The sequence below is a fragment of the Pseudomonas sputi genome, from assembly GCF_021603585.1.
Classification (GTDB): domain Bacteria; phylum Pseudomonadota; class Gammaproteobacteria; order Pseudomonadales; family Pseudomonadaceae; genus Aquipseudomonas; species Aquipseudomonas sputi.
The window spans coordinates 74682-97353 of the sequence record NZ_BQHI01000009.1 but is presented as its reverse complement, the minus strand read 5'-3'; the positions used below and the strand labels follow the sequence as shown (position 1 = coordinate 97353).

General features: G+C 55.4%; 21 protein-coding genes, 1 tRNA gene and 1 pseudogene. 10 read left to right on the top strand and 13 right to left on the bottom strand.

What is annotated here, in order from left to right; all coding sequences use genetic code 11:
• Window positions 1-66 precede the first annotated feature (66 nt).
• Window positions 67-822 (bottom strand): bestrophin-like domain, encoded by a 756-nt coding sequence (locus tag L6D81_RS15035; protein ID WP_236180539.1) that lies wholly within the window; start codon window positions 820-822, stop codon window positions 67-69.
• 219 nt (window positions 823-1041) lie between these two features.
• Here L6D81_RS15035 and L6D81_RS15030 point away from each other — a divergent pair, with 219 nt between their 5' ends.
• From L6D81_RS15030 to L6D81_RS15010, 5 genes are all read left to right on the top strand, one after another.
• Window positions 1042-1260: a hypothetical protein gene (locus L6D81_RS15030; protein WP_236180537.1), complete on the top strand. Its 219-nt coding sequence runs from the start codon at window positions 1042-1044 to the stop codon at window positions 1258-1260.
• Between the two features lie 744 nt (window positions 1261-2004).
• On the top strand, window positions 2005-4422 hold the full coding sequence (locus L6D81_RS15025) for a tellurite resistance TerB family protein (protein WP_236180791.1): 2418 nt from the start codon (window positions 2005-2007) through the stop codon (window positions 4420-4422).
• Window positions 4419-5714 carry an ATP-binding protein gene (locus tag L6D81_RS15020; protein ID WP_236180535.1) on the top strand — a complete coding sequence of 432 codons (1296 nt, stop codon included), beginning with the start codon at window positions 4419-4421 and terminating at the stop codon, window positions 5712-5714. Before L6D81_RS15025 ends, L6D81_RS15020 begins: the two co-directional genes overlap by 4 nt.
• Window positions 5715-5757: 43 nt before the next feature.
• Entirely contained in the window at window positions 5758-7929 is a 2172-nt protein-coding gene (locus L6D81_RS15015; protein ID WP_236180790.1) for a DEAD/DEAH box helicase, read from the top strand.
• 67 nt (window positions 7930-7996) lie between these two features.
• Entirely contained in the window at window positions 7997-8335 is a 339-nt protein-coding gene (locus L6D81_RS15010) for a hypothetical protein (protein WP_236180533.1), read from the top strand.
• Window positions 8336-8374: 39 nt separating this feature from the next.
• Here the strand turns inward: L6D81_RS15010 and L6D81_RS15005 are convergent, their stop codons facing one another.
• On the bottom strand, window positions 8375-9031 hold the full coding sequence (locus L6D81_RS15005) for a hypothetical protein (protein ID WP_236180531.1): 657 nt from the start codon (window positions 9029-9031) through the stop codon (window positions 8375-8377).
• 222 nt (window positions 9032-9253) lie between these two features.
• Here L6D81_RS15005 and L6D81_RS15000 point away from each other — a divergent pair, with 222 nt between their 5' ends.
• Window positions 9254-9511, top strand: a complete 258-nt coding sequence (locus tag L6D81_RS15000; RefSeq protein WP_236180529.1) for a hypothetical protein — start codon at window positions 9254-9256, stop codon at window positions 9509-9511.
• Window positions 9512-9599: 88 nt separating this feature from the next.
• Here the strand turns inward: L6D81_RS15000 and L6D81_RS14995 are convergent, their stop codons facing one another.
• From L6D81_RS14995 to L6D81_RS14985, 3 genes are all read right to left on the bottom strand, one after another.
• Complete coding sequence (locus L6D81_RS14995; protein WP_236180527.1) at window positions 9600-9977, bottom strand: hypothetical protein; 378 nt, start codon at window positions 9975-9977, stop codon at window positions 9600-9602.
• Window positions 9978-10006: 29 nt separating this feature from the next.
• Window positions 10007-10360, bottom strand: a complete 354-nt coding sequence (locus tag L6D81_RS14990; protein WP_236180526.1) for a hypothetical protein — start codon at window positions 10358-10360, stop codon at window positions 10007-10009.
• A 132-nt stretch (window positions 10361-10492) separates the two neighbouring features.
• Window positions 10493-10897: a DUF6957 family protein gene (locus L6D81_RS14985; protein WP_236180524.1), complete on the bottom strand. Its 405-nt coding sequence runs from the start codon at window positions 10895-10897 to the stop codon at window positions 10493-10495.
• 246 nt (window positions 10898-11143) lie between these two features.
• On the opposite strand from L6D81_RS14985, the gene L6D81_RS29585 reads away from it, so the two are divergent.
• Both L6D81_RS29585 and L6D81_RS14975 read left to right on the top strand, forming a co-directional pair.
• Window positions 11144-11620: a helix-turn-helix domain-containing protein gene (locus L6D81_RS29585; protein WP_309295822.1), complete on the top strand. Its 477-nt coding sequence runs from the start codon at window positions 11144-11146 to the stop codon at window positions 11618-11620.
• 546 nt (window positions 11621-12166) lie between these two features.
• A pseudogene (locus L6D81_RS14975) lies at window positions 12167-12499 on the top strand (endonuclease); the annotation flags it as partial.
• A gap of 146 nt (window positions 12500-12645) precedes the next feature.
• On the opposite strand, the gene L6D81_RS14970 reads toward L6D81_RS14975, so the two are convergent.
• Both L6D81_RS14970 and L6D81_RS14965 read right to left on the bottom strand, forming a co-directional pair.
• Window positions 12646-12786, bottom strand: a complete 141-nt coding sequence (locus tag L6D81_RS14970; RefSeq protein WP_236180522.1) for a hypothetical protein — start codon at window positions 12784-12786, stop codon at window positions 12646-12648.
• A gap of 19 nt (window positions 12787-12805) precedes the next feature.
• On the bottom strand, window positions 12806-13171 hold the full coding sequence (locus tag L6D81_RS14965; RefSeq protein ID WP_236180520.1) for an SPOR domain-containing protein: 366 nt from the start codon (window positions 13169-13171) through the stop codon (window positions 12806-12808).
• 250 nt (window positions 13172-13421) lie between these two features.
• On the opposite strand from L6D81_RS14965, the gene csrA reads away from it, so the two are divergent.
• Window positions 13422-13616, top strand: coding sequence for a carbon storage regulator CsrA (gene csrA, locus L6D81_RS14960; RefSeq protein WP_186532595.1), 195 nt, complete (start codon window positions 13422-13424; stop codon window positions 13614-13616).
• A gap of 207 nt (window positions 13617-13823) precedes the next feature.
• On the opposite strand, the gene L6D81_RS14955 is transcribed toward csrA, so the two are convergent.
• Both L6D81_RS14955 and L6D81_RS14950 read right to left on the bottom strand, forming a co-directional pair.
• Window positions 13824-14279 carry a DUF2214 family protein gene (locus L6D81_RS14955; protein WP_236180518.1) on the bottom strand — a complete coding sequence of 152 codons (456 nt, stop codon included), beginning with the start codon at window positions 14277-14279 and terminating at the stop codon, window positions 13824-13826.
• Between the two features lie 875 nt (window positions 14280-15154).
• Window positions 15155-15231: transfer RNA gene (locus L6D81_RS14950), tRNA-Val, on the bottom strand.
• 184 nt (window positions 15232-15415) lie between these two features.
• On the opposite strand from L6D81_RS14950, the gene L6D81_RS14945 reads away from it, so the two are divergent.
• Window positions 15416-16699 (top strand): NAD(P)/FAD-dependent oxidoreductase, encoded by a 1284-nt coding sequence (locus tag L6D81_RS14945; RefSeq protein WP_236180516.1) that lies wholly within the window; start codon window positions 15416-15418, stop codon window positions 16697-16699.
• Between the two features lie 52 nt (window positions 16700-16751).
• Here the strand turns inward: L6D81_RS14945 and L6D81_RS14940 are convergent, their stop codons facing one another.
• From L6D81_RS14940 to L6D81_RS14925, 4 genes are read right to left on the bottom strand one after another with little or no spacing between them, the layout of a single operon-like run.
• Complete coding sequence (locus L6D81_RS14940) at window positions 16752-17723, bottom strand: XdhC family protein (RefSeq protein WP_236180514.1); 972 nt, start codon at window positions 17721-17723, stop codon at window positions 16752-16754.
• A gap of 2 nt (window positions 17724-17725) precedes the next feature.
• Complete coding sequence (locus tag L6D81_RS14935) at window positions 17726-18961, bottom strand: c-type cytochrome (RefSeq protein WP_236180513.1); 1236 nt, start codon at window positions 18959-18961, stop codon at window positions 17726-17728.
• 2 nt (window positions 18962-18963) lie between these two features.
• On the bottom strand, window positions 18964-19503 hold the full coding sequence (locus L6D81_RS14930; protein WP_007956473.1) for a (2Fe-2S)-binding protein: 540 nt from the start codon (window positions 19501-19503) through the stop codon (window positions 18964-18966).
• Window positions 19496-22327 (bottom strand): xanthine dehydrogenase family protein molybdopterin-binding subunit, encoded by a 2832-nt coding sequence (locus L6D81_RS14925; protein ID WP_236180511.1) that lies wholly within the window; start codon window positions 22325-22327, stop codon window positions 19496-19498. Before L6D81_RS14925 ends, L6D81_RS14930 begins: the two co-directional genes overlap by 8 nt.
• Window positions 22328-22672 lie beyond the last annotated feature (345 nt).

The following is a 22672-nucleotide window of genomic DNA, read 5'->3' as shown; positions in this document are numbered from 1 at the left end:
GATTTTAGGTAAAAAGCGTTTTCGGGTAAAAAGCTGTGATTTGCTTGTACGCGCTCACAAAACCGCCTAAAGCCGCATTACGGCAAGCGCCCTGCGCAGAGGCTCGTCGGATATCTGGATAGGGCCGTGGAAAGGAATATCCATGTCCAATACAAGGTAAACGGAAGCTGCGATGAGCAATGCCGAGATTATGAACATTCCAATTACCATCGAGTTTCGTGGTGCGCGATAACCAAAACTAGCGAAGATGAGTGTCAACCAGGCGGCCAGCATCCCAATCAAAGGGCCCGGAATCGCTCCGTCCGACTGCTCGACAATCCTCCAGCGTTGCTCGATAAGCGAGTGATATTGCTGACGGATATCCTGAAGCATCGATTCATGGAAGCGATCCGGGGGCTTAATACCGGCTAATGACTTGCCGATGTCATCCAAGTATTTAGCCGCCTCACTGTTCCGATGCTGCAGTGCTTCGTCACCTCGGTACGGGTTTTCGATTGCTCGCTCGAGGTAGGTAATCAGGCGATTCCTCGTGTCTTGTGTAGCTTCTCCGTAGCCTCGTAGCGTCCGGTCAAAAATGATCAGGCTGATTGCATATCCATGAAAGTTCGCGTCAATCGATTCGAAGGTATTCTTGGCAGAATTAATCATCAGACCGAATACCAGTGATGTCATGACCACAAAAATGTTGGCTACCAAACGAATGACGGTGTTGGTGTCGTCATCCCGATGATGGGCTGCCAGTCTTGGGTACCAGCGCATCGTGAGAAGCGACGCTGCAACCAGGCACACGAAAATGACCAGTGCGATCCAGAGTGAATTCATGCATTAGTGCTCTGACCGATTGAATCCACAGCCGAAAGCGGCCACTGGTTGGCCCCGATGATGGAGTTGACGCAGTAGCCCCGCCTCCCCCCCCAACTCATTGGCTAAAGTCTCAAATCATCTGCGCGGCGTAGCAATTTTAAGCCTTCAGTATCTAAGCCCCTCTGCTGCTGCCGCATGAGCTAGTCTTTGCGAAACCTCATTGCCAGGATGGATCGCATGCCAAATAACTCAGTTTCTAATATCGCAACTGCTGACGCCCTGACATTGCTCGTGCACAACCAGCATGCACTGGCGGCGGCAATCGAGGAGGTCGCCGTTTGGCTTGCAGCCAGTGGCGCGGCAGTGGTTGCAGATAACGCTGTGATGGCTATGGAGACCTTAGACACAAATGCTAAAGCGATCACAGATGCGATTATGCGGATACGGCAGTCCTAACATCACCTTTGCGGGCACCGCCTTTTTTGCGAACAATCGGACTGAGGCACTAACAGCTCTTTGCCGTTTACCACACTGTCGGAATCCCCTTTATCGGAAGGTGACTAAGGCTCTGCTATTGGGCTCTCCCCGCCCCTCTACAGCCCCAAATCTCTATCCAACTGATCCGCTTTCATCACGTCAGAAGCAAAGCCGAACTTCATCAGGTGCGATTGCAGATGATCGCGTAAATGCATTCTCAGACGAGATCTAAGCTCGACGTAACTTTCAGTTGGGCCAGCGTCGATATCATGACATTTCAGAGCATCACGTAGCACCCTGTTGCTCTCAGCGCCGATCCGTGACGCGTGCAGCCGCACGATAGGATCAAGCCTAGGAACTCTCTTGAAACTGGCGACCGCCTCTTCAAGCAGTCGCGCAAACTACACCTTGCTACATGCCTACTGCGCCGTGCGCCAAACCTGAGACTCATTCTCGCCTTCCATCTGCTCTCTCCAACTGATCTGCGGACTGACACGCATAAAGTTGTCCGACGCTATATTCCATGCTTGAGTAATTCAACCCGTTGGACAAAACGGCTATAGCCAAAGCGCTCGATCACCAGGATGACTGGGACAGCTAACGCCTTGGGCTCTCTGATGGGCTTTTTTCCGATCAGAAGCGATGCGTAGCCCATGGCCCTATGAACGCATTTGTCGGATACTTCCATTGCGCCAGCATCCACCTTTCAAGGCTGAAATTCTCATGGCAAGGAAGAAAGCAAAAAACTCCAACGGCACTGGCATCTTGATTTTCTTTGCACTGGTCTTTGGTGCGCTCGCTTCGATCCCGAAGAATGCATGGATCGCTATTGGCGTGATTGCTTGCATCGGCGGGGTCATGTGGTTGTTAGCCACACGCACGAAACGGCAGCTTGCGCAGTTGCAAAAATCTGCCTCAACGACAACACCTCTGCATGAGCCACGTGACAAGAACGTGACCTTCTCGATGCAAGAGGTTTCGTCGAGCAATATATCTGAAGAAACCTCCGACTTTTATACCGTCCAACTCGGCTCCCCTTCTGCCGTCTCCTTCAAAATTCCAGATGCGAGTAAGCAGAAATCAGATGCCCGCTGGGTGCCTGCGGGTGAGTCAGTTACCGTGGCTGGCTTTTCACTTCCAGGTGGAATGCTTTATGTAGGAAGCGCGCTGGGTCGATACGACGCGCAAGAGCCATCACTGCTCAATCCCAAATTACGGATAGCCAAGTCGTACGTTGATATTGAAGATCGGCTGATGTCCTACTGGCCCAGTTTTCATTCCATATCGCCTGAGGCTCGGCGCGGTTATCTGCAGTGGCTAGAAGGCGGACGGCGTGATCCGCTGGCAGACACTGGCTACGTTTTTCTGTTTTTCTATGGCCTTGAGCGTCGTGCTCTGGTTGATGCACTAAGCGATCCGCAGGTGAAGACCGAGATTCCCCTGATTGTCAAAGAAGTCCAACGATTGCTCAGGATTTATGGAGAGAGCCGATCGTTCAGAGGGTACGCAGAGGGCTTTCTGGACTACCTCAGCAATCAAACGCTCGACCCCAGCCTTTACCTTGGCCCACCTCCCGATGTAGTTGCTTACAGCTATGAAATGCCGCTTCCACTGCGTATTGGTTTGGGGCAACACGCCGCAAACAGACGACCACTTGATGCCACCTGGGCATTGGCATGGGCGTTAGCTGACCCCAATATCAGCAGGCGCACTCCTGTAACTCGGTGCAAGAATGTCTTCGCGGCGCTGTTCAAGCTCAAGTACGCCAGTACACATCCTGCGGGTCTAATGCTCGCTCAAAACAAGACCAAGCTTAAAGCCAGCTATCGACCTGCCTCGGCAGTTCTAATGGCCCCCTCGCTTAACGTGGGTGATCTTCCTGATGTCATGGCAACGTCGGGAACGCGCAAAAGCCTGCAGTGGTTGGTGGAGCTATGCACCAGCGAACTAGAACCCTACAGCCGTTATCTAGGCCGAAACCCTGAAAGCGCAGAAGCCCTTGAAGGCCTGCTGCAACTTCCAGTCCCCCTATGGCCAGCTAGAGCCCGTATGGAGTTGGATGAACTTCAAAGCAGAATCGGTGACGATCTGATTGTCATGAGCTTTGGAGAACTCGCCGGTCGCTTCAAAAGCGCTGGTGCGTTATCTCGTGACAAGGTTCTGGCCCTTGCTCGTGCATTAGAATCACTTCATATCGGTATGGAGCCTGATGTTCTCGCTGGGAGCAGGACTCCAAAAGCTGAAGATCGTATCGCGCTGTTCGTGACCCAACCAGAGGACGGATCACTGCGAGCGTCAGCGGCCTACAATGCGGCCTCAGTCACACTCGATCTGGCCAGTTCAGTCGCCTCTGCCGACGGCGATACATCCAATGAAGAAGTTTCACTACTTGCTCAGCACATCGACTCCTGGAGTCACCTGAGCGTTGCCCATCGCAAACGTCTCAAGGCGCACCTGCAGATTCAAATCCAGCAACCGCCAACGCTGGCAAGCTTGAAGAAAAAACTCGATCCATTAACTGTCGAAGCCAAGCGCACGATTGCCAGTTTCCTGGCTCACTTGGCTCAAGCCGATGGGATCGTCAGCCCTGCTGAAGTGAAACTTCTTGAGCGTGTTTACAAGGCGCTGCAACTGGATAATCAACTGCTCTACAGCGATCTTCACGGCGCCGCATCTGGGGCGAGTATTACTCCCGTCAAACCTGCAACAAGCTCAACTCCAACCGAACCCGGCACACAATCAGCCGCCGTTGCAAATCAGGGCTTCGTGCTCGATCACGAGCGCATTGCTGAGCTGCAACGTGAAACGGCTAAAGTCTCTGCCCTCCTCGCCCAGGTATTCACTGATGACCAGGTTGAGGAGCCGGAACAGGCCGTTGAGACTGTAGAGTCGGCGACCGAAATCACGGCTGACGTTGCCGGCCTCGATCTGGAACATTCTGCATTCTTGCGCTTGTTGATTTCCCGTGCCGAATGGAGCCGATCCGAACTTGAAGCCGCTGCCAGCGATATGGAGCTGATGCTCGATGGCGCCCTGGAGCAAATCAATGACATGGCTTTTGAGCGTTTCGACATGCCCGTCACCGAAGGTGATGATCCCATCGAGATCAATACAGACATTCTGGAAGAATTAGCCCTATGAGCACTATCAGAGCCAAGGATCGCGACGCGGTCATCCAATCGTTGCGTGCAGGCGTTGTTCCACGCGTCGGCCAACACTTAATTCAGGTTGGCCGGGTGGGAGAGCTGGATGCGCTGATCAAGGACGTCAATCGCCTGGTTGAGAGCGGATCGGCATTTCGAGTGGTGATTGGTGAGTACGGTGCAGGCAAGACGTTCTTTTTGAACTTGGTTCGAGCCATCGCCATGGAGCGCAAACTCGTCACCATGCACGCTGACTTAAACCCGGATCGCAGGTTGCACGCCACCGGAGGTCAAGCACGCTCGCTTTACTCCGAGCTGGCCAAGAACATGTCGACGCGCACCAAGCCAGACGGTGGTGCGATGCAAGGCATTGTTGAGAAATTTATCTCGCAGGCCAAAACGGAAGCCAAGGCGGCAGGCACAGACAGTGAGACTGTCATTCGAGCACACCTGGCTGAATTGACCGAGATGGTCAACGGCTACGATTTCGCTGAAGTAATCGCCGCATATTGCCGAGGTTTCGAGGAAGGCAACGAACAACTCAAGGCTGATGCCATTCGCTGGTTGCGTGGCGAGTTCACCACCAAGACCGATGCCCGCACAGCCTTGGGTGTGCGAACCATCATTGATGATGCCTCCGTCTACGACCAGCTCAAGCTGCTTTCGAGATTCGTCAGACTCGCAGGTTTTGGCGGTCTGATGATCTGCCTCGACGAGTTGGTCAACCTCTACAAGCTGGCCAACACGCAGGCACGCAATGCCAACTACGAGCAGATACTGCGCATCCTCAATGATTCGCTGCAAGGGTCGTCTGAGGGGCTCGGATTCGTCTTGGGCGGCACCCCAGAGTTCTTGATGGACACTCGTCGAGGTCTGTTTAGCTACCCTGCCCTGCAATCGCGCTTGGCAGAGAACTCGTTTGCCAAGTCAGGGCTGGTGGATCTCTCGGGCCCGGTGATTCGTCTGACCAGCCTCACCCCCGAAGACTTCTATGTACTGCTGCAGAAGCTTCGCCATGTTTACGCGGGCGGCGATGTCGAAAAATATCTACTACCTGACGAAGCGCTCCCCCTTTTTATGGCGCACTGTAATCAGCGCTTGGGTGAAGCCTACTTCCGCACGCCGCGCACCACGATCACTGCATTTATCAATCTGCTAGCCATCTTGGAGCAGAACCCGGGAGCTGACTGGAAAACGCTGCTGGGAGGTGTCGAGGTAGCCAAAGACCTGGGCGCAGAAGAAGACACGAAAGTCGACACGGACGATGAACTTGCCACCTTCACACTCTGAGTCATCGGGATTCGACCAGCTGGAACCCCGTATTCAGCGATGGATTTGGGCTGAAGGCTGGACGTCCTTACGTGACGCCCAGGAAAGGGCTGTGCCAGTACTGGTGGATGCCGATCAGGATGTCATCATTGCCGCCGCAACGGCGGCGGGGAAAACCGAGGCCGCGTTTCTCCCCATCCTGACCCATTTACTCAACCACAATGACCCTCCCGGCTCTGTGCTGTACATCAGTCCACTTAAAGCCTTGATCAATGATCAATGGGACAGACTAGGCCGCCTCTGTGAGCAGCTCGAAATTCCCGTGGTGGCTTGGCATGGCGACATTTCATCAAGTAAAAAGCATCGCTTCCTTAAGTCGCCTGAAGGGGTGCTACTGATCACGCCTGAATCCCTGGAGGCTCTGTTCGTCAACCGAGGCTCCAGTCTTGCCGGAGTGTTCCAGAACCTGCGTTATATCGTCGTGGACGAGTTGCATGCATTCATTGGAAGTGAGCGAGGCAAACAGCTTCAATCCTTGATGCACCGAGTAGAGCTCGTTGTCAGACGCCGTCTCCCCAGGGTCGGGCTTTCAGCCACGCTCGGCAAAATGAGTTTAGCTAAGGAGTTTCTTCGTTCTGCAGACGCAGGAGGAGTAACCGTCATTAAGTCTGAAAACTCAGGCCAGACACTCCAGGTACAGGTGCGCGGTTACATCCAGCCTCCCATGAGCGAGCTTAAAAAGCTTCTCATCCAATCTGCTGACGCACAAAGCGAAGAAGACGAAACGGAAAACAAGGCAAGTCCCGACTTTGCGATCGCTGACCATCTCTACAAGGTATTGCGCGGTAGCAACAATCTGATTTTCCCAAACAGCCGGCAGCAAGTTGAATGGTACGCAGATCAGTTGCGGCGGCGTTGTGAGAAAGATGGTGTGCCCAATGAGTTCTGGCCCCACCACGGCAGCCTTTCGAAAGACTTGCGCGAGCAAGCTGAGCACGCCCTCAAGGCAGGCGGCCAAGCAGCATCAGCCATCTGTACTACGACGCTGGAGCTCGGCATAGATATCGGTAGCATCAAGACAGTAGTACAGATTGGCGCCCCACCCTCGGTGGCCAGCTTGCGACAGAGACTGGGTCGATCGGGTAGGCGACCGGGGGAGAACGCGGTCTTGCGCGTTTACTGCAAGGAGTCGCCACTCAAGGATAACTCCAGCCTTTCGGATCAATTACGCCAAAGTTTGGTTCAGACCATTGCTATGGTTCGTTTGTTGCTTGGTGGATGGTTCGAACCTCCCCGGACTCAGGGACTTCATGCTTCCACACTCGTTCAGCAATGCCTTTCTGTGATTGCTCAGTGTGGTGGTGCAACTGCGGCTGATCTTTGGAAACACTTGGTGGCTGAAGCGGCATTCCAGAACGTAGAAAAGCCCGACTTTCTCAAGCTGCTCAAATCGCTGGGAGAACATGAACTCATCATCCAAGACAGCTCGGGCTTATTGCTGCCCGGGACAGTCGGTGAGCGCCTGATCAACCACTATGAGTTCTATAGCGCCTTTATTAGCGATGAGGAGTTCCGCCTGGTGTGCGACGGTAAAGCCCTAGGCTCTGTCCCCGTCAGCAGGCCTTTGACAAAGGATCAGCGCATCATCTTCGGTGGCCGACGGTGGCAGGTTCGTGATGTGGATCTTCAGGCTAAGGTCATCATCGTAGCCCCAGCACGCGGGGGCGCCCCTCCTCTTTTCGACGGCTTAGGCGCCATGGTGCATGACAACGTGCGCAAGGAAATGCGAGCTGTCCTCGCAGACCCTAATCCCTGCCCATTCATAGACCGCGATGCCCAAGCGTTACTCGACGAAGCCAAAAAGACATTCAACGCGTTAGGCATCGGTGAACGCTACCTCATTGAGTCTGGTGGCAGATGCTATCTGATCAGTTGGCTGGGTGATTACGCCAACGATGCGCTTCGTCTTTTACTCAATCATGTGGGGCTTCCGTGTGATAACGCGGGCTTGGCGATTGAGATTGACGCCGATATCCAACGGACATTGGCGGCACTCAAGGACGTAGGTGAACTGGATGCAAACGATCTGGAATCGATACTTGCAGACGTGGAAAACATGCTGCGCGAAAAATGGGATTGGGCATTGCCCGAATCATTACTGATGAAATCATTTGCCTCGATTTCATTGGATATCCCAACCGCGATCGAGTTTGCGCAAACGCACGCCGCAACCTGAACAAATCCCAATGAAATGATGCCGAACTTGGCGGAGCTTGCCAAGCTGCTCACTGCACTCGAGGCGTTTGCAGAAGACTGAACTCAGTCATGGCAACGAACTTCAACAGGCTGCATTGATCCAGGATGAAATCCTAGAAATCCTAGAAATCGTGAAAGAAGCCAAGGTGCTTGCGCGTAGATTCTATCGCTTGACTGGCAAGCCGCTGGGCGTGACAGGCGAGGTCGCAGAGTACAAAGCTGCTACTAGACTCGGTCTGTTACTACATCCTGCAAGGCAGGCAGATTACGACGCCAGAGAGACGCTGGAAGATGACGTCGCGAGAACTCAGATCAAGGGTCGCTGTATCCTAAACCCGCAAAAAAGTACGAGACGTATGCCGACATTTGATCTACGACAACCATAATGAATACATCTCAGTTCTCAGATAACATCAGTGCGAATCTCAAGCGAAGGATTTGTAAGACTTCAGATACTCAAACAGTGCCTTATTCGCCAGATCGAAAGAGGCTTTATCCGATGCTGCGCGCCCGGTACTCCACTCGATATGCCTGTCCCAAATACTCCAGACACGCGTGACAAGTGAACTGGAAGAATCTGCAAGCTCCAAGCAGAGCTGAACGGCTTGCTTTGGGCTCAAAAGAAATTCATCGTTTCCCTTACTGAATTCCACAACGCCATCCCGCCTGGTTTTAAGAAACACCACGTTTGCGGGGTAATCCAAATCCTCCCCAGTTCCCTCGTAAAGCCAACCCGTCGCGATAAATTTTTCTGACTCGGGGAGTGTGATGTCATGGAACCCCATCCCCATTGCCACTCCCCTCTGGAAAGCTTTTTTGGGCATTGCACTTACATTATGGATCTGTCCATTACGCCATGGCATATCGAAACGTCGAAGACGAGTGCGTAGAGCTGCCATTAGAAAGCCTTGAGCCAGGAGATCGGCTTTTGCTGGGCTCAAGTGGTAGGTGTACTCATCAACTTTGAGCACAACCTCGTCTCCATCCCTGAAGGCGCCTACATGACTAGAAATCTCGTAGGCTATTCTGCCTCGGAAAAAGTCCAGTGGGTAAATTGTTTTTTGTGGGGTGATGGTAGCCATATATCTTGAGCCTCTCAGTACGTTTATTTTGTTGTTTATTTGTTAAACGGCTCAAAACCGAGAATACTTTAGCGCCAATCAAAAATATTTTCTGAGCACACCGCCCCGTCTAAAAAGACTGTACGAACAACACAATTCATATTGACCAATGGCCAACAATTATTGACCTTGTGCACGACGCCCACCTTTCTATATTCAGGAACAAATCTTTAAGGGCGCCGCATGAAATTTCTTATCAGCTTGATTCACATCGACACGACTATACCCGACGACTTATGGGCCAATGGTTCTGCATTGAGTAGCGTGTGCCACGAATACGTGACGACTGACACGTCTGATTTTCAGGACTGCAGCAACCTGCACGAGATCGAAGCAGCCTTCGAAGCCAAGAGGAATTATGCGGAGGATGGTGAAAGTTTGCTTTGCGCTCAAGCCAAAGTAAAAGTCCTCCGGATCGAGCTAGTACCAGAACCAATCTAATATTGCCATTACGCTCCTTGCTCGAATAACACGGAAGAGGTTTTAGATGTAATAGCCTTTTTCTCCTCCTTGACTTGCACCTCGAAGCTCACTGAATGGAGGTGGACTCTTGCATTGCTTGGCTAGAAACCATCAGAAAGTTGCGAAGGGTTTTTCGTCCGATGTCACGCTGAAACGTCGCGATGACGTATCGCGAGTTGACTGTTTTGAGAACCCAAAATCGACCTTCACGTCGGGCGCAAACGATGTCAGAGGTACGCATGTAGTGACCATCATCGAAGCGGCCCAATGGGCCTTTTCGTACGTGGCCGAAGACGACTCCCATCGCACTTTTACCAACGATGGCCACATGATTGAGATAAGCCGTAACTGGAAGATCAAAACCTTGCGCTTGCGCCTTGTGAATTCGAAGTAGGTCGAAATCAGATAGTCGTTTGCTGTGAAACGTCATTTCGGTACCGCTCATACGAAAGCTCCGTTTGGCCGTGGTCAGCTTCAGACTGGACGAATGCGACTTGAGTGGAAAATTTCTTTCAAATTGGAAACCAATGCTCGGTTGAAATTTTGACGATGCGAGTCGTGGTACACGGCACCGCTTTCTACTTCTATAACGCAAACGACGCACCCGAGTTCATCTACCCCCACAGACACCCTGGTAAGTGGCTCCATACTCGGTATCCCTCTCCCACTCATGTAGGCCGGGGTTACTACTTGAGCACCGATCACCACCTTTTTGGGGTCGTGGGAGTTCAATATCGCTTCCAGCTGATGTTCATCGTTGATCATCAACTCGTATTCGACCTGTCGGCCTTCCAACTCATGTTGAACAGTGACGTAGTACCAGTGCATTCGGAGCACTCGCGACACGGTGTGCCAGTGCGCCAGGCCTGCCCCGAACATCCCGGGTACTCCTAAAAGGTCGCTGTCTTGAGTTCTGAACATGTCTAATCTCTGATATTTGCAACGGCCGCAGCCACTGGATTAGAAAAAGGAAAAGATGGTTTCCAAACTCGCCTTCTTCTCATGGCCTACACCCTTGAGCACGTAAACCGTGTTCCTAGTCTCAAATAGGAAGCCGTCTTCAAACGAGGTCGCGAATGTGGAACGTACCCAGTCGCCAACATCAAATCTTCTTTGGCTATCAAACAGGACGTTATGTGCAAAAACGATCATGGGTAACTGGCCAGCTGCTTGGATCTTGCTCAGCTCGTCTTCTGTGGCTTCGACGCGGAAAACTGTCCAATCCTCGACTAAACAGTAAGGCTTACGCGGATAGAGCCCCCTGACGAGTTCGATGAGAATTTCGTCTGAGTCCATCGATCCCTGGCGAGATTCACCGGGGCCGCCTCGCAGGTCGTCGCCACCTTCGTTTTCATCTGTGCTCAACCACAAAATCTCCGTCAATACATCTGATTTGTTAGGTGTGCTCCCCGCGTAGGGATCACTAACATCTAACCCAACGCTTGATAACTAACAAAACATCCCTTTGGGCAATCGATTCGCACTGCACGCCAACTCAAGATTCGAGATATCAGGGAAAGGATGAAGCACAAAACACCACAACACGGATGATAGCCCGTGTTATGGCGCAACGCAATATGGCTTTATCCTCGATTTGTTAGGGGAAGTTTGATGGAGGCAGCAAAAGCGTTGGCTGTCGTAATACGAGTGATGCGTAGAGAGAAGGGTCTTTCACAAGACGATCTGAACACTATTGATCTTTCGTATCTCGGTCGGATAGAACGCGGAGAGGTGAACATTACGATTGATATCCTGATCCGCCTGGCAACAATCCTGGAGCTTGATGCTGCTGTGTTGATTCTCATGGCGACTTCGCTCCAGTCTCAAGAGCCATTCACGGACGCTTTAAAACGTCTTACGAAGCAACTGAACAGGATAAAAAAAGACGGGATCGATCTACAGATGGAGGCGCTTTCCAGTGCCGGAAAGCTTCGTCCTGGCCGGCCAGCGCGAACAGGGGCAGCGCAGAAAGCTGCAGAGGCCGTTCGTATGAAGAATGCTGGAGTGTCCATTGCCGAGATCGGAAGCGCATTGGAGCTATCGGCAACAACCGTTCGCAGATACCTCAAAACTCCGCCTTCCTCATAGTTTGAGTACTCACTGATCCGCGCGTTTTGTTCATCTACCGCTATAACTCCCCTTCCCCACAGTTCTACGTGAGTCACTACAGCAACTACTGCATGCGGTTCCAGACTCGGCAATATGACGAGAGTGTTCCTCTGGGTAATGATGTTCTTCTCTAGAGCTTGGTGTCATTGTAGAAAGAGGTCGTAGTCGTCAGCACGTGCCCACGCTCACGCAGACGGAGGTCATGGTGGTGATGCAGCGGTTAGGAGCTCAAGGGTTTCAGTGAAGGCTTGGTGTTGGCGGGGTTGAGAGTATGGAGAGCTTGGGTCAGGGGCATTCTTGGATGAGGGCCGCGATCATGTCGGTCGACTGGCGCCGAATACCATCGTTTGGGAGGCTAATAAATCGATACCGTCTGTCGGATTTAAGCGCAGGCGCGACAGGGTAAAAATGTCAACGTTGACACGATTTTTGCCGGAAGAATAACGACGTAAATAGCATGCAATTCGTTGAATTTATTGAATATTTTGTCTTCATGACGAGCCGTGTCAATGAAATGCAATACCGTATAACGAGGTGAATGGCGACCGCAGCAATTTCAGCTACGGTTGGTTGCCGGTCGAAAAGGGTCAGTACGGCTCGTGCCTGACTCAGGTCGACTTCAAGGCGAAGAAGGTCATGCCCCGCCCTTCGATTCGCGGGATGATCGCCCGCACTTACTTTTACATGAGCAAACAATACGGATTGCGCCTGTCGAAGCAGGACCGGCAACTGTACGAAGCCTGGAACAAGACTTATCCGGTGCAGGACTGGGAACGCCAGCGCAATCAGAGCGTGGCGTGCGTGATGAGACGCGGCAACGAATTTGTCGGCCCGGTGAACCTGAAAGCCTGCGGTTGATTGCTTGATCGAAAGAAAAGGCCTTGAGCGATAAACTCAAGGCCTTTTTTATGCTCAACCACCGGACTTGTTGTCACGCCAGTAGCCCAACTGATTGAGCGACTCGCAAAGGATGCCGTGCTCCCTGATCAGGTATTTGCGCAGGCTCATGACCGCAGCGGATTTTCGGCGATCCAGCCATAGAATCCCTTGCTAGCCGTATCGGCGATCGCCCACAGAATCTCTTCTTCGATGTCGACATCTGTCAGTGTCACCGTCTGGCCAACCGGCACTGTATCGACAGGCATCCCCCGCTCAATGGATCGCTTATTGAGCGGCCGTGCGCTCAATCACCAGCGTTTCGATGTTCTGCTTCTTCGCCTTGATCAACGCGGCATTCACATCCGCCTGGCGCGCCTCGGCGTCAGCCTTCGAATTGAAAGGGCCTAGCAGGATCCGGGTCTTTCCACTGGCGTCCCTGATGACGCTGGCCACAAAGGCATGCTCGATCAACCAGCCGCTGAGGTCGCTGACGGCTTGAGGTGTTTCACCGCGCACTTCCAGATCCCACTGCGGCCCCACCGCAGCAGGCGCAGTTACCGTCGCCGGTTTCGGCTTTTGCGCATCCACACTCCTGCCTTCGCCACATCCTGCCAACGCCAGTGCCGCGACTACCCAGACCAATTTGCGCACAACGCTTCCCTCTGAATTTTCAAAGCGGCGATCTTAACACTCGAGAATACTTTCGCAGCCCCGCAAAATGGGCGCAAAACTACGAGATTGATGCTGACAGCCCCTGTATAGTTACGCGCTGGGAATTAATGCCGCTGCTGCGCGTCAGAAAGAGGCACCCAAACTGTAAGACTTCGCACTAATCTATACGTACCACCGACCTCTGCACTGTCTGAATCAGGTGCCCTACAAAGCAATCAAGGAGAAGACCATGCTGATACTCACCCGCAAAGTCGGTGAAAGCATAAACATTGGTGATGACATCACGATCACCATTCTCGGCGTCAGCGGCCAGCAAGTTCGAATCGGCATCAATGCTCCGAAGAACGTTGCAGTGCATCGGGAAGAGATCTACCAGCGCATTCAGGCTGGCCTGACCGCTCCGGAAAAGCCACAAACACCCTGAGCCCCATCGCAGTCAGTAGCCAGTTCGTTTGCCCGCGCGCAATGACTGGCTAAAGATTCAAGCGCCGTATCGCCATTCCCCCACCTCCTTGGTGACGGCGCGTGCCACGTCCCTTCCTGCCTCAACCCTTCTCGCAACCGATACTAACCATCATTCAATGGGCTGGCTGTCGGACATTTCCGAATAGCGGCTGGGAATCACGCCCGCCTAGCCGAATGTAACGCCACGCGCCATCCCGGTGGCCGCCACGACCATCAATATCAACAGCAGCGCTTCGGCATGACTGATTCGTGCGAACACCTTCGCACGTCCCGTGTCAGGGGCAGCACCGCGCGCCTTGGCCACGCGCCACTTGATCAGCGAGATCATCGGCATGAGCTCCAGAAGCAGAATCAGCACAAACAATGTCATCTTCAGATGGAACAGCGGCTGATGCAGGTAATAGTCGGCTCCCTTTTCGTAACCTCCAAAAGCCCGCATGCCGCCGGTGATGAGCAACACCAACGCCGAAAGCCCCCAGACATTATCGGCAAGCAATACGCGCCCGACCTCACCCGAGCCAGATGCCAGGCGGCTGAAGGCTGCTCCACGCGTCAGCACCGCCCACAAGCCCATGGCAAACGCCAGTAAATGGATCGCTGCGAGAAACCAATGAACCAGCATCAATGAACTCCTGTTCGGCACAGTTGAAATCAGCCTGACAGTAGTAGTCGAAAAAATGAGGACTTGCCTGTCACCCCTCCCGGAAAACAGGAACGGACGAGACGCGAGTCGGGGCAGAAATGTGAGAAAGGCAAATCGCGGGCAAAAAAAATCCCAAGCAGCTGATGGAAGCTTGGGATTTAAAAATGCATAAACCGTGGTGGTGAACGCGGGGCGAATACTACTGATTTATTCGTCTTGTAACAACGTATTTTTGATAACCGGATGGTTAATAAAGTCGGTAACCCATTAAATATCCACACTATTTAAAAGGCCGCTCGCGACGGACCGGTGACGAACGGATCAAAATCCATCGCAGTCAATTCGCGCCAGGCTCAAGAAATTTACAAAAATAAGCTCAGGATCCTCGGATCAGGGTTCTCGACCGTTCCGCTGTACGGATATCCAAGAGCGTATTGGTCGACGTGAAGATCTTGTCTGCCCCACCCCGGAACGCCTGTTCTTAATGGAGACAACCACGAGAGGAATGAACCACTCACCCAAAAAGCTTCGATCCACACATCCCTAGCCGAAGGGAACGCCAGGATAGCTCGCCTCGAAGACAACCCAGCATTCTTCCGCCCTCATCGCCCTCGCGATGCACTCTCGGCAACCGCTATCTTTTTCAGCGACAGGATCAATCTTCAACAGGCTTTAGATATCACCACGACAGGCGCGCCTGAATTTGCGACTCATGAATACCCCCTGCAATGTGCCGAAGCGCAGCTGCAGTCGACCCAACCGAATTTGCAAAGGCTTTGAAAAATCGCAGACAACAAAAAAGGGCCCACCTTTCGGTGAGCCCTTTCAGACCGCCCAGCAGAGCGGATTATGTTTGGTAGGCGCGATTGGACTCGAACCAACGACCCCCACCATGTCAAGGTGGTGCTCTAACCAACTGAGCTACGTGCCTGCTGTGAGGCGGCATTCTACGGAATTCCGGAGGGGTGTCAACACCTTTTTTTCACCTAACCCTATGAATATGCAAAATATTTAATTTCGACCTGCCGCAAGAAGATTTCCCGGTGGCTGGCGGAGGTTTTTCAACTGGGGTAGGATCGCTGCACTCGTAAAATATATTAAACAGAGGCTGCAGGATGGCGAACACCCCTTACCCAGAGTCTTATTACGCTGCGTCGGCCAACGCCGTACCACCGCGCCCTGCCCTGCAGGACGACGTGGAGACGGATATCTGTGTAATCGGCGCGGGTTATACGGGACTGTCCTCGGCCCTGTTCCTGCTGGAGAACGGTTTTCGCGTGACTGTGCTGGAAGCCGCCAGGGTCGGTTTCGGCGCTTCGGGACGCAATGGCGGGCAGATCGTCAACAGCTACAGCCGTGACATCGATGTGATCGAGCGCAGCGTTGGCCCGAAACAGGCTCAACTGCTCGGGCAGATGGCGTTCGAGGGCGGCCGGATCATTCGTGAGCGCGTCAGCCAATACAACATTCAGTGCGACCTGAAGGACGGTGGCGTATTCGCCGCCCTCACCGCCAAACAGATGGATCACCTGGAATCGCAGAAGCGCTTGTGGGAACGCTTCGGCCATACCCAGCTGGAACTGCTGGATCAGCGGCGCATCCGCGAAGTGGTGGCTTGCGATCAATACGTCGGTGGCATGCTCGACATGAGCGGCGGTCACATTCACCCGCTTAACCTGGCGCTCGGCGAAGCCGCTGCCGTCGAATCCCTGGGTGGCACAATCCATGAGCAGTCGCCGGCCGTGCGCATCGAGCGCGGCGCCAATCCGGTCGTTCACACGCCGCAGGGCAAGGTCAGGGCCAAATTCATCATCGTCGCCGGCAACGCCTACCTCGGCAATCTGGTGCCGGAGCTGGCGGCCAAATCGATGCCGTGCGGCACTCAGGTCATCACCACCGAGCCACTGGGCGATGACCTGGCGAAATCCCTACTGCCACAGGATTACTGTGTCGAAGACTGCAATTACCTGCTCGACTACTACCGCCTCACCGGCGACAAGCGCCTGATCTTCGGCGGCGGCGTGGTGTATGGCGCGCGGGATCCGGCGAACATCGAAGCGATCATCCGCCCGAAAATGCTCAAGGCCTTCCCACAACTCAAGGATGTGAAAATCGACTACGCCTGGACCGGCAACTTCCTGCTGACCCTGTCGCGCCTGCCCCAGGTCGGACGCTTGGGCGACAACATCTATTATTCCCAAGGTTGCAGCGGCCATGGCGTGACCTACACGCACCTGGCCGGCAAGGTATTGGCCGAGGCACTGCGCGGACAGGCCGAGCGCTTCGATGCGTTTGCCGACCTGCCGCACTACCCGTTCCCAGGTGGGCAACTGCTGCGCACACCGTTTGCCGCAATGGGCGCCTGGTACTACGGGCTGCGCGACAAGCTCGGTTTCTGACGAGCCAAAAAAAGGGCCGCTGAAGAGCGGCCCTTTTTACATCCAGCATCAATCACAACTGATCCCGCGCAATCCCGCTGCGAATCCGCAGGATATCCGCGAGCACTGCCAAAGCGATTTCCGCCGGCGTCTTGCTGCCCAGGTTGAGGCCGATCGGCGCATGAATTCGCGCCAGTTCGCTTTCCTCCAGACCGCCAATCCGACGCAATCGCTCAAAGCGCTTCTGCGACGTCTGCAACGAGCCCATTACGCCAATGTAGAACGCTTCGGTGCGCACCGCTTCCATCATCGCCAGATCGTCGATACGCGGATCATGGGTCAACGCCACCACCGCCGTATCACGGTGACATCCGCCATCGGCGATGAACACCGACGGCAATTGCCGACGAATCTCCACACCATTGAGCACCACACCTTCCAGCACCTCATCGCGCGGGTCGCAGAGAATCACTTCGAAGCCGAGACCGACCGCAAACTCCGCACACGCCTGCGCCACGCTGGAATAACCCGCCAGTAGCAAACGCTGGGCAGCGCCGATGCGGATCCGCACCCGGTCGATTTCACGCTCGATTCGCGCACCCTGCTCGCGATCGGCAAACAGGCTGCGCGCGCCCGTGGCCAGATCGACCTCGCGAATCAACCGGCGCCGCCCGAGCAACGCCGATTCGAGTTCACGCAGGTGCGCCTGCACATCGCAGCCGGCGTCAAATTTCTCTACCAGCACATCGAGAATGCCGCCACACGGCAGGCTGACCCGCGAACGCGGATCGTCACCTTCGCCATAACGCACGACATTGATCGCATCAAGAAACGCACCTTCAGCGACGCGCTCGAGAAAATCTTCCTCGACGCAGCCACCGGACAGCGACCCGATCCACTGGCCGCCGTCGTTCACCGCCAGCAGTGAACCCGGCGCGCGTGGCGCCGAGCCGTAGGTGGTCAGCACGGTGCAGAGCCAGACGCGTCGCCCCGCCGTCGACCACTCCAGCGCCCGTCGAACCACTTGCAGATCGAGATGCTGCATGATCAGTGCGCCTTGTGCTCGATGGATGGCGCATCAGCTTGCAGCTTCTGCACTTCGCTAATCGCCAGCTCGGCCGACTGACCACCCCAACCCTGACGCAGGTAGTTCAGCAGATCGGTCAGTTGTTCGGCGCTGAGCTTGTCGGCAAAACCCGGCATAGGCTGCATATGTTCGAACCCGGCGAATTTCTGCTCACCGATGCCATCTTCGATCACTCGCAACAGGTTGCGTGGGTCTTCCAGACGCAGTGTGGTATTGCCGCGCATGGCCACCGCGATGTGCGGCTTGCCCTCGCCACCGGCCGCGTGACAACCGGCGCAGACGTTCAAGTATTCCTGACGGCCGCGCTGGGCGCTGGCACTGAGCTTTTCCACTGGCACTTCAGTCAGTTCTTTTGCCGCCGGAGGCTTGTCGCCCAGCAGGAAAGTCGCCATCGCCGCCAGATCCGGATCACTGAGGCCCTGAGTGCTGTTGTGGAACACCGGGAACATCTCGTTGAACATCGTGCCCTGGGCGCTCATGCCGTGCTTGAGGAACGCGCTCAGGTCCTGATGGTTCCAACCACGCGCCGCCAGATCGGTTGCCAGCAGGCTCGGCGCCAGATAGCCGTTGAGGATGCCGCCGGTCAGGCGCTTGTCCAACTGCATGGCGCCCGGCAAGCCGCGCGGCGTATGGCATTCGCCACAATGGCCGAGCACTTCGACCATGTACTGGCCACGTTTCCAGGCGTCGCTTTTGCCATCCGCAGGCTCCAGCTTCAAGGCTTTGCCGTACATCATGTTCCAGCCGATCAAGCCCGGACGCACGTTGAACGGGAAGCTCAGACTGGTCACCGGCGCGGCGCGCTCGATCGGTTCGATGGTTTTCAGGTACGCGTGAATCGCATCCGAATCCGCACGCGGCATCAAGTGATACGAGGTGTACGGCATCGCCGGGTACAGGTTGGCACCGTCACGACGCTTGCCTTCGGTGAGTGCCGCGAAGAACTCTTCATCGGTGTAGAGACCGATGCCGTGCTCCTTGCTCGGCGTGATGTTGGTGCCGTAGATCGTGCCGAACGGCGACACGATTGGCAGCCCGCCGGCATACGGCGCGCCACCCGGCGCCGTGTGGCAGGCCATGCAGTCAGCGGCGCGGGCGAGGTATTCGCCGCGCTTGACCTGATCATCCGCGTGCGCCGCCAACACAGGCACAGCCAGCCCGAGCGCCATAGTCAGGCGGGTCAGTAATTGCTTCATGCTCAACCCTCCTTGACCAGACCGAGATCGGTCAGCACGTTGCGAGTGGCGTTGTAATAACGCACGTACCCAGTGCAACGGCAGACGTGATGACCGAGGCTGTCCTCGATGACTTGTTCCAGTTTGCTTTTGACGATTGGCTGGCGCTGCAGCTTTTCCACCAGCACGGTCGCGGCGTTGACGAAACCCGGTGCGCAGTAGCTGCACTGGAAGGCGAATTCATCGACGAAACGCTGCTGGATCGGGTTCAGCTCGGTGACCTGGCCTTGCTCGTCACGCTTGGCGTGGCCTTCGATGGTGCGGACTTTCTTGCCCTCGAAGTAATGCGCGCCGGTGATGCAAGTGCGCACCTCTTCACTGGTACCGTCCGGGTTATCGACGATCACCACGCAGGCGTGGCAGATACCCTGGCCGCAGCCCAGGCGCGAACCGGTGAGGTTCTTGTATTCGTGCAGGTAATCGATCATCGGCAGGTCATCAGGGATGTCCACCGGGCCGACGGATTGACCGTTGAGGGTCAGTTGAAGCGGACGGTTAGCCATTGAGGGCCTCCTTGATGCGCGCAGCAGTGATGGGCAGATCGCGAACACGTTTACCGATGGCGTGGGCCACGGCGTTACCGATGGCACCGACCACCGGGATCATCACCACTTCGGCGATGCCTTTGGACGGGTCGCTTGGGGACAGCGGCGGCAGGATTTCCGACGTCTGCTTCCACACCGCCACATGGCGCGCCATCGGCAGGCGATAACGGTTGAAGTTCCAGTCACCCTCCCCCGGCCCGCCTTCGTACAGCGGCATCTCTTCCATCAAGGCGTGACCGATGCCCATGGCGATCCCGCCTTCGAGCTGACCACGAACCAGTTCTTCGACCAGCACCCGGCCGCATTCCAGCCACGAGTGATGGTTGAGCACTTCGACCTCTGCCGAACCTTTGTTGACCTTCAACTCGACCAGCGTCGCTACCGGGCTGTAGTAGGTCACGGCGGCGTTGTTCAACTGAACCACCGGATAGGCGACGTTCTGCCGATCCAACAGATGGAAACCGGCGCTGGTCATCTGCGCTTTCTTCGCCTTAGGGGCGCCGTCACCATACTTCACCGCCAGACCGTCGAGCGGCAGACGCTCGCGCACGCCGTCGATGCTGTATTCGGCCTCGGCCCAGCTCCAGCGGTTGAAACCATGAACGGTGGCGCCGGTGACCAGACCACGCTCGTGCGCACGCCTGGCCAGCTCTTCGAAGGTCAGTGGCTGCATGCCGTTGGCGGTGAGCTTGCCGTCGACCCAATGCGCATCTTCGCGACGCACCACGTAGGGGTTGGCCTGGCCGCCATACGGCCCCTGACGCCAGATCTCCAGCGCCGCCGGCCACAGACCGTGGTTGAACAGCACGCGCGCCGCTTCACGGGTGGCGTGGCTGAAGTAGTAGGCGGAGTTGGTCGCGGACGAGGCGGAAGCCAGCTTGCCGACCCAGCGCGGATTGCGCAGGAAGTTATCCTGCTCGGCCTGGCTCATGATGTAAGGGTTGCCGGCGGTGACCAGCTGCATTTCATCCCACTCGGTTTCACCGGTCTTCACGTCGTGAGCCGGGCTGCCGAGGAAATCAGCCACCACCAACGCTTGCGAGGTGGACATGCCGGTGCCGATCTCGATACCAATATGACGCAGGGAAATGCGCCCATCGGCGGTGAACTCGATGCTGGCCATCGGTGCTTCGGACCCGGTGCCGAAGTCTTTCTGGCAAATGGCAAAACCCACGCCATACCAGTTGTCCGGATCCGCCGCTTCACGTTGTTTCTTGATCGCATCGCGGTTTTTCCAGACTTCGTGCAGCGAAGCCTTGTCGAGAATCTCATGCAGACGCAACGCACCGGCCGGGATCGCGCCCTGGGTGTTTTTCATCCCCGAGCGCAACGCGTTCTTGCGGCGCAGATCGATGGCATCGACACCGAGGCGATCAGCGATTTCGTCGACCATCATCTCGGTGGAGGCCATGCTCTGCAACGTGCCATAGCCGCGCATCGAGCCTGCTTCAACGGCACGGGAATGATAAGCGGTGACCTGCAGGTCGTTCTGCGGCATGTAGTAGATCGACTGCGCCGCCGTGGCGCCAACCGCGGCCACTGACGGGCTGTAGTTGATCCGACCACCACCATCGACGCTCATTTCGGCACGGAAAATCTTGAAGCTGTGATCGGTCTTGTCCACTGCCAACTGGTAGCGGATGTCGAACGGGTGACGCTTGATGCCGCTCTGGAACTGCTCGTAGCGGTCGTTGGCCAGGCGAATCGGCACACCCGCGCCGTACAACGCCGCCAGGGCCGCGTAGTAGACAAAAATGTTGTGATCCTTGGAGCCGTAACCGACGGTGTAACCCGGGTGCATGTTGAGGTTGGCAAGGCCGAAACGCGACGGCCCGATCATCTTCGCGGTGTCGGTGGCGGTTTCCAGCGGGCATTGGGTGGCGACAACGAAATGCAGGGTCTTGGTCGCCGGGTCGTACCAGCCGTTGCCGTTGTCCGGCTCCATCGCGGCGGGTTCGATCGATGGGGTTTTGTAGCGCTCGTCGAACACCAGCCAGTTGTCCGGCGGGGTGTCGATCTCTTTCTTCATGCGGTCGGCGTAGAACAGGCCGCGCTCGGTCAGGTTGCCATGCAGGTTCGGTTGGGAATTCCACACCGGACGACGATTTTTCAGCATCGGAAACAGGATCGAGTCCTTGAGGCTGGCAAATTCGTCCTCGTCCGCCGACGTCGGTCCACCGACGCGCACATAGCGGAAACTGCCATAGGGATCGCCTTCGTAGAACGGTACTTGCGCACCGTAACGAATCGCTTTGTCATTGAATTTGAGTTTGTTCTTGGCCTGACGGAAACGCTCGAAGTCGTTCCAGATCAGAATCGCAACCGGGTGACCAATGAACATCGGCACCTTGCCTTCCGGCAGCAGTGGATCCGGCGCGTGCTCTTCAGGGAACACAATGCCGTCCTTGTCCAGGTCAGCAGCGGTAACGATACGATCAGGCTGCAGATCGGCGCCGAGCCACGACAGGTCGTAGCCGTCGTAGATGCGGTCGGCCTTGATGGTTTTCAGCAACATGGCGTGGCCTTGCTGCTGGGGCCAGCCCGGCATGTCCTTAGAACGGATGTCACGGGCAAACACTTTGCTGCCGCAGACCTTGGACAATGCATCGTTACGCTGGCGCGCCTTGCCGTTGTTGCCGAGCCACTGCTCGGACGGCACGGTCACGCTGTTTTCCATCAAGGCAGCCAGCGCCTGACTGCTGAGCGGCGTAAGCGTAACGCTCACACCCGCCACCAGCCCGCCCTGAAGGAACGAGCGCCGGGATATTTCACGGTTGGACATGGATCATCCTCTGAGCGGTTATGGATCCGCCCTTCTGGTTATCTACTGGGAATCTCGAGTCTTGCAGAAGCCCTTCTTGACGAAACAAAGGGCGTGATGACAGTGCAAAGCTGACCGAAAGGTTAACTTTATAGGTTTCCGAGCTCGCAGCAAACAACCAGTTACAAAAATTTGACCAAAGAATCAAAAAATCAATGCGGCATTGCAGCGCAGTGAGTCGCTAGACGCAGGCAGATTCATCTTGCGAGATCGAACAGGTTGCAATCTGCATTCGCGGTAACAAGGAGGGAAATATTGGGAAGATGCCAAATTTCAGACACAAAAAACCCCGGTCTTTCGACCAGG

Excerpts from the sequence above, each read along its gene's own strand:
- L6D81_RS15035 (WP_236180539.1), bottom strand. The coding sequence starts at position 822 with ATGAATTCACTCTGGATCGCACTGGTCATTTTCGTGTGCCTGGTTGCA.
- L6D81_RS15030 (WP_236180537.1), top strand. The coding sequence starts at position 1,042 with ATGCCAAATAACTCAGTTTCTAATATCGCAACTGCTGACGCCCTGACA.
- L6D81_RS15025 (WP_236180791.1), top strand. The coding sequence starts at position 2,005 with ATGGCAAGGAAGAAAGCAAAAAACTCCAACGGCACTGGCATCTTGATT.
- L6D81_RS15020 (WP_236180535.1), top strand. The coding sequence starts at position 4,419 with ATGAGCACTATCAGAGCCAAGGATCGCGACGCGGTCATCCAATCGTTG.
- L6D81_RS15005 (WP_236180531.1), bottom strand. The coding sequence starts at position 9,031 with ATGGCTACCATCACCCCACAAAAAACAATTTACCCACTGGACTTTTTC.
- L6D81_RS15000 (WP_236180529.1), top strand. The coding sequence starts at position 9,254 with ATGAAATTTCTTATCAGCTTGATTCACATCGACACGACTATACCCGAC.
- L6D81_RS14995 (WP_236180527.1), bottom strand. The coding sequence starts at position 9,977 with ATGAGCGGTACCGAAATGACGTTTCACAGCAAACGACTATCTGATTTC.
- L6D81_RS14990 (WP_236180526.1), bottom strand. The coding sequence starts at position 10,360 with ATGCACTGGTACTACGTCACTGTTCAACATGAGTTGGAAGGCCGACAG.
- L6D81_RS29585 (WP_309295822.1), top strand. The coding sequence starts at position 11,144 with ATGGAGGCAGCAAAAGCGTTGGCTGTCGTAATACGAGTGATGCGTAGA.
- L6D81_RS14970 (WP_236180522.1), bottom strand. The coding sequence starts at position 12,786 with ATGCCTGTCGATACAGTGCCGGTTGGCCAGACGGTGACACTGACAGAT.
- csrA (WP_186532595.1), top strand. The coding sequence starts at position 13,422 with ATGCTGATACTCACCCGCAAAGTCGGTGAAAGCATAAACATTGGTGAT.
- L6D81_RS14955 (WP_236180518.1), bottom strand. The coding sequence starts at position 14,279 with ATGCTGGTTCATTGGTTTCTCGCAGCGATCCATTTACTGGCGTTTGCC.
- L6D81_RS14945 (WP_236180516.1), top strand. The coding sequence starts at position 15,416 with ATGGCGAACACCCCTTACCCAGAGTCTTATTACGCTGCGTCGGCCAAC.
- L6D81_RS14940 (WP_236180514.1), bottom strand. The coding sequence starts at position 17,723 with ATGCAGCATCTCGATCTGCAAGTGGTTCGACGGGCGCTGGAGTGGTCG.
- L6D81_RS14935 (WP_236180513.1), bottom strand. The coding sequence starts at position 18,961 with ATGAAGCAATTACTGACCCGCCTGACTATGGCGCTCGGGCTGGCTGTG.
- L6D81_RS14930 (WP_007956473.1), bottom strand. The coding sequence starts at position 19,503 with ATGGCTAACCGTCCGCTTCAACTGACCCTCAACGGTCAATCCGTCGGC.
- L6D81_RS14925 (WP_236180511.1), bottom strand. The coding sequence starts at position 22,327 with ATGTCCAACCGTGAAATATCCCGGCGCTCGTTCCTTCAGGGCGGGCTG.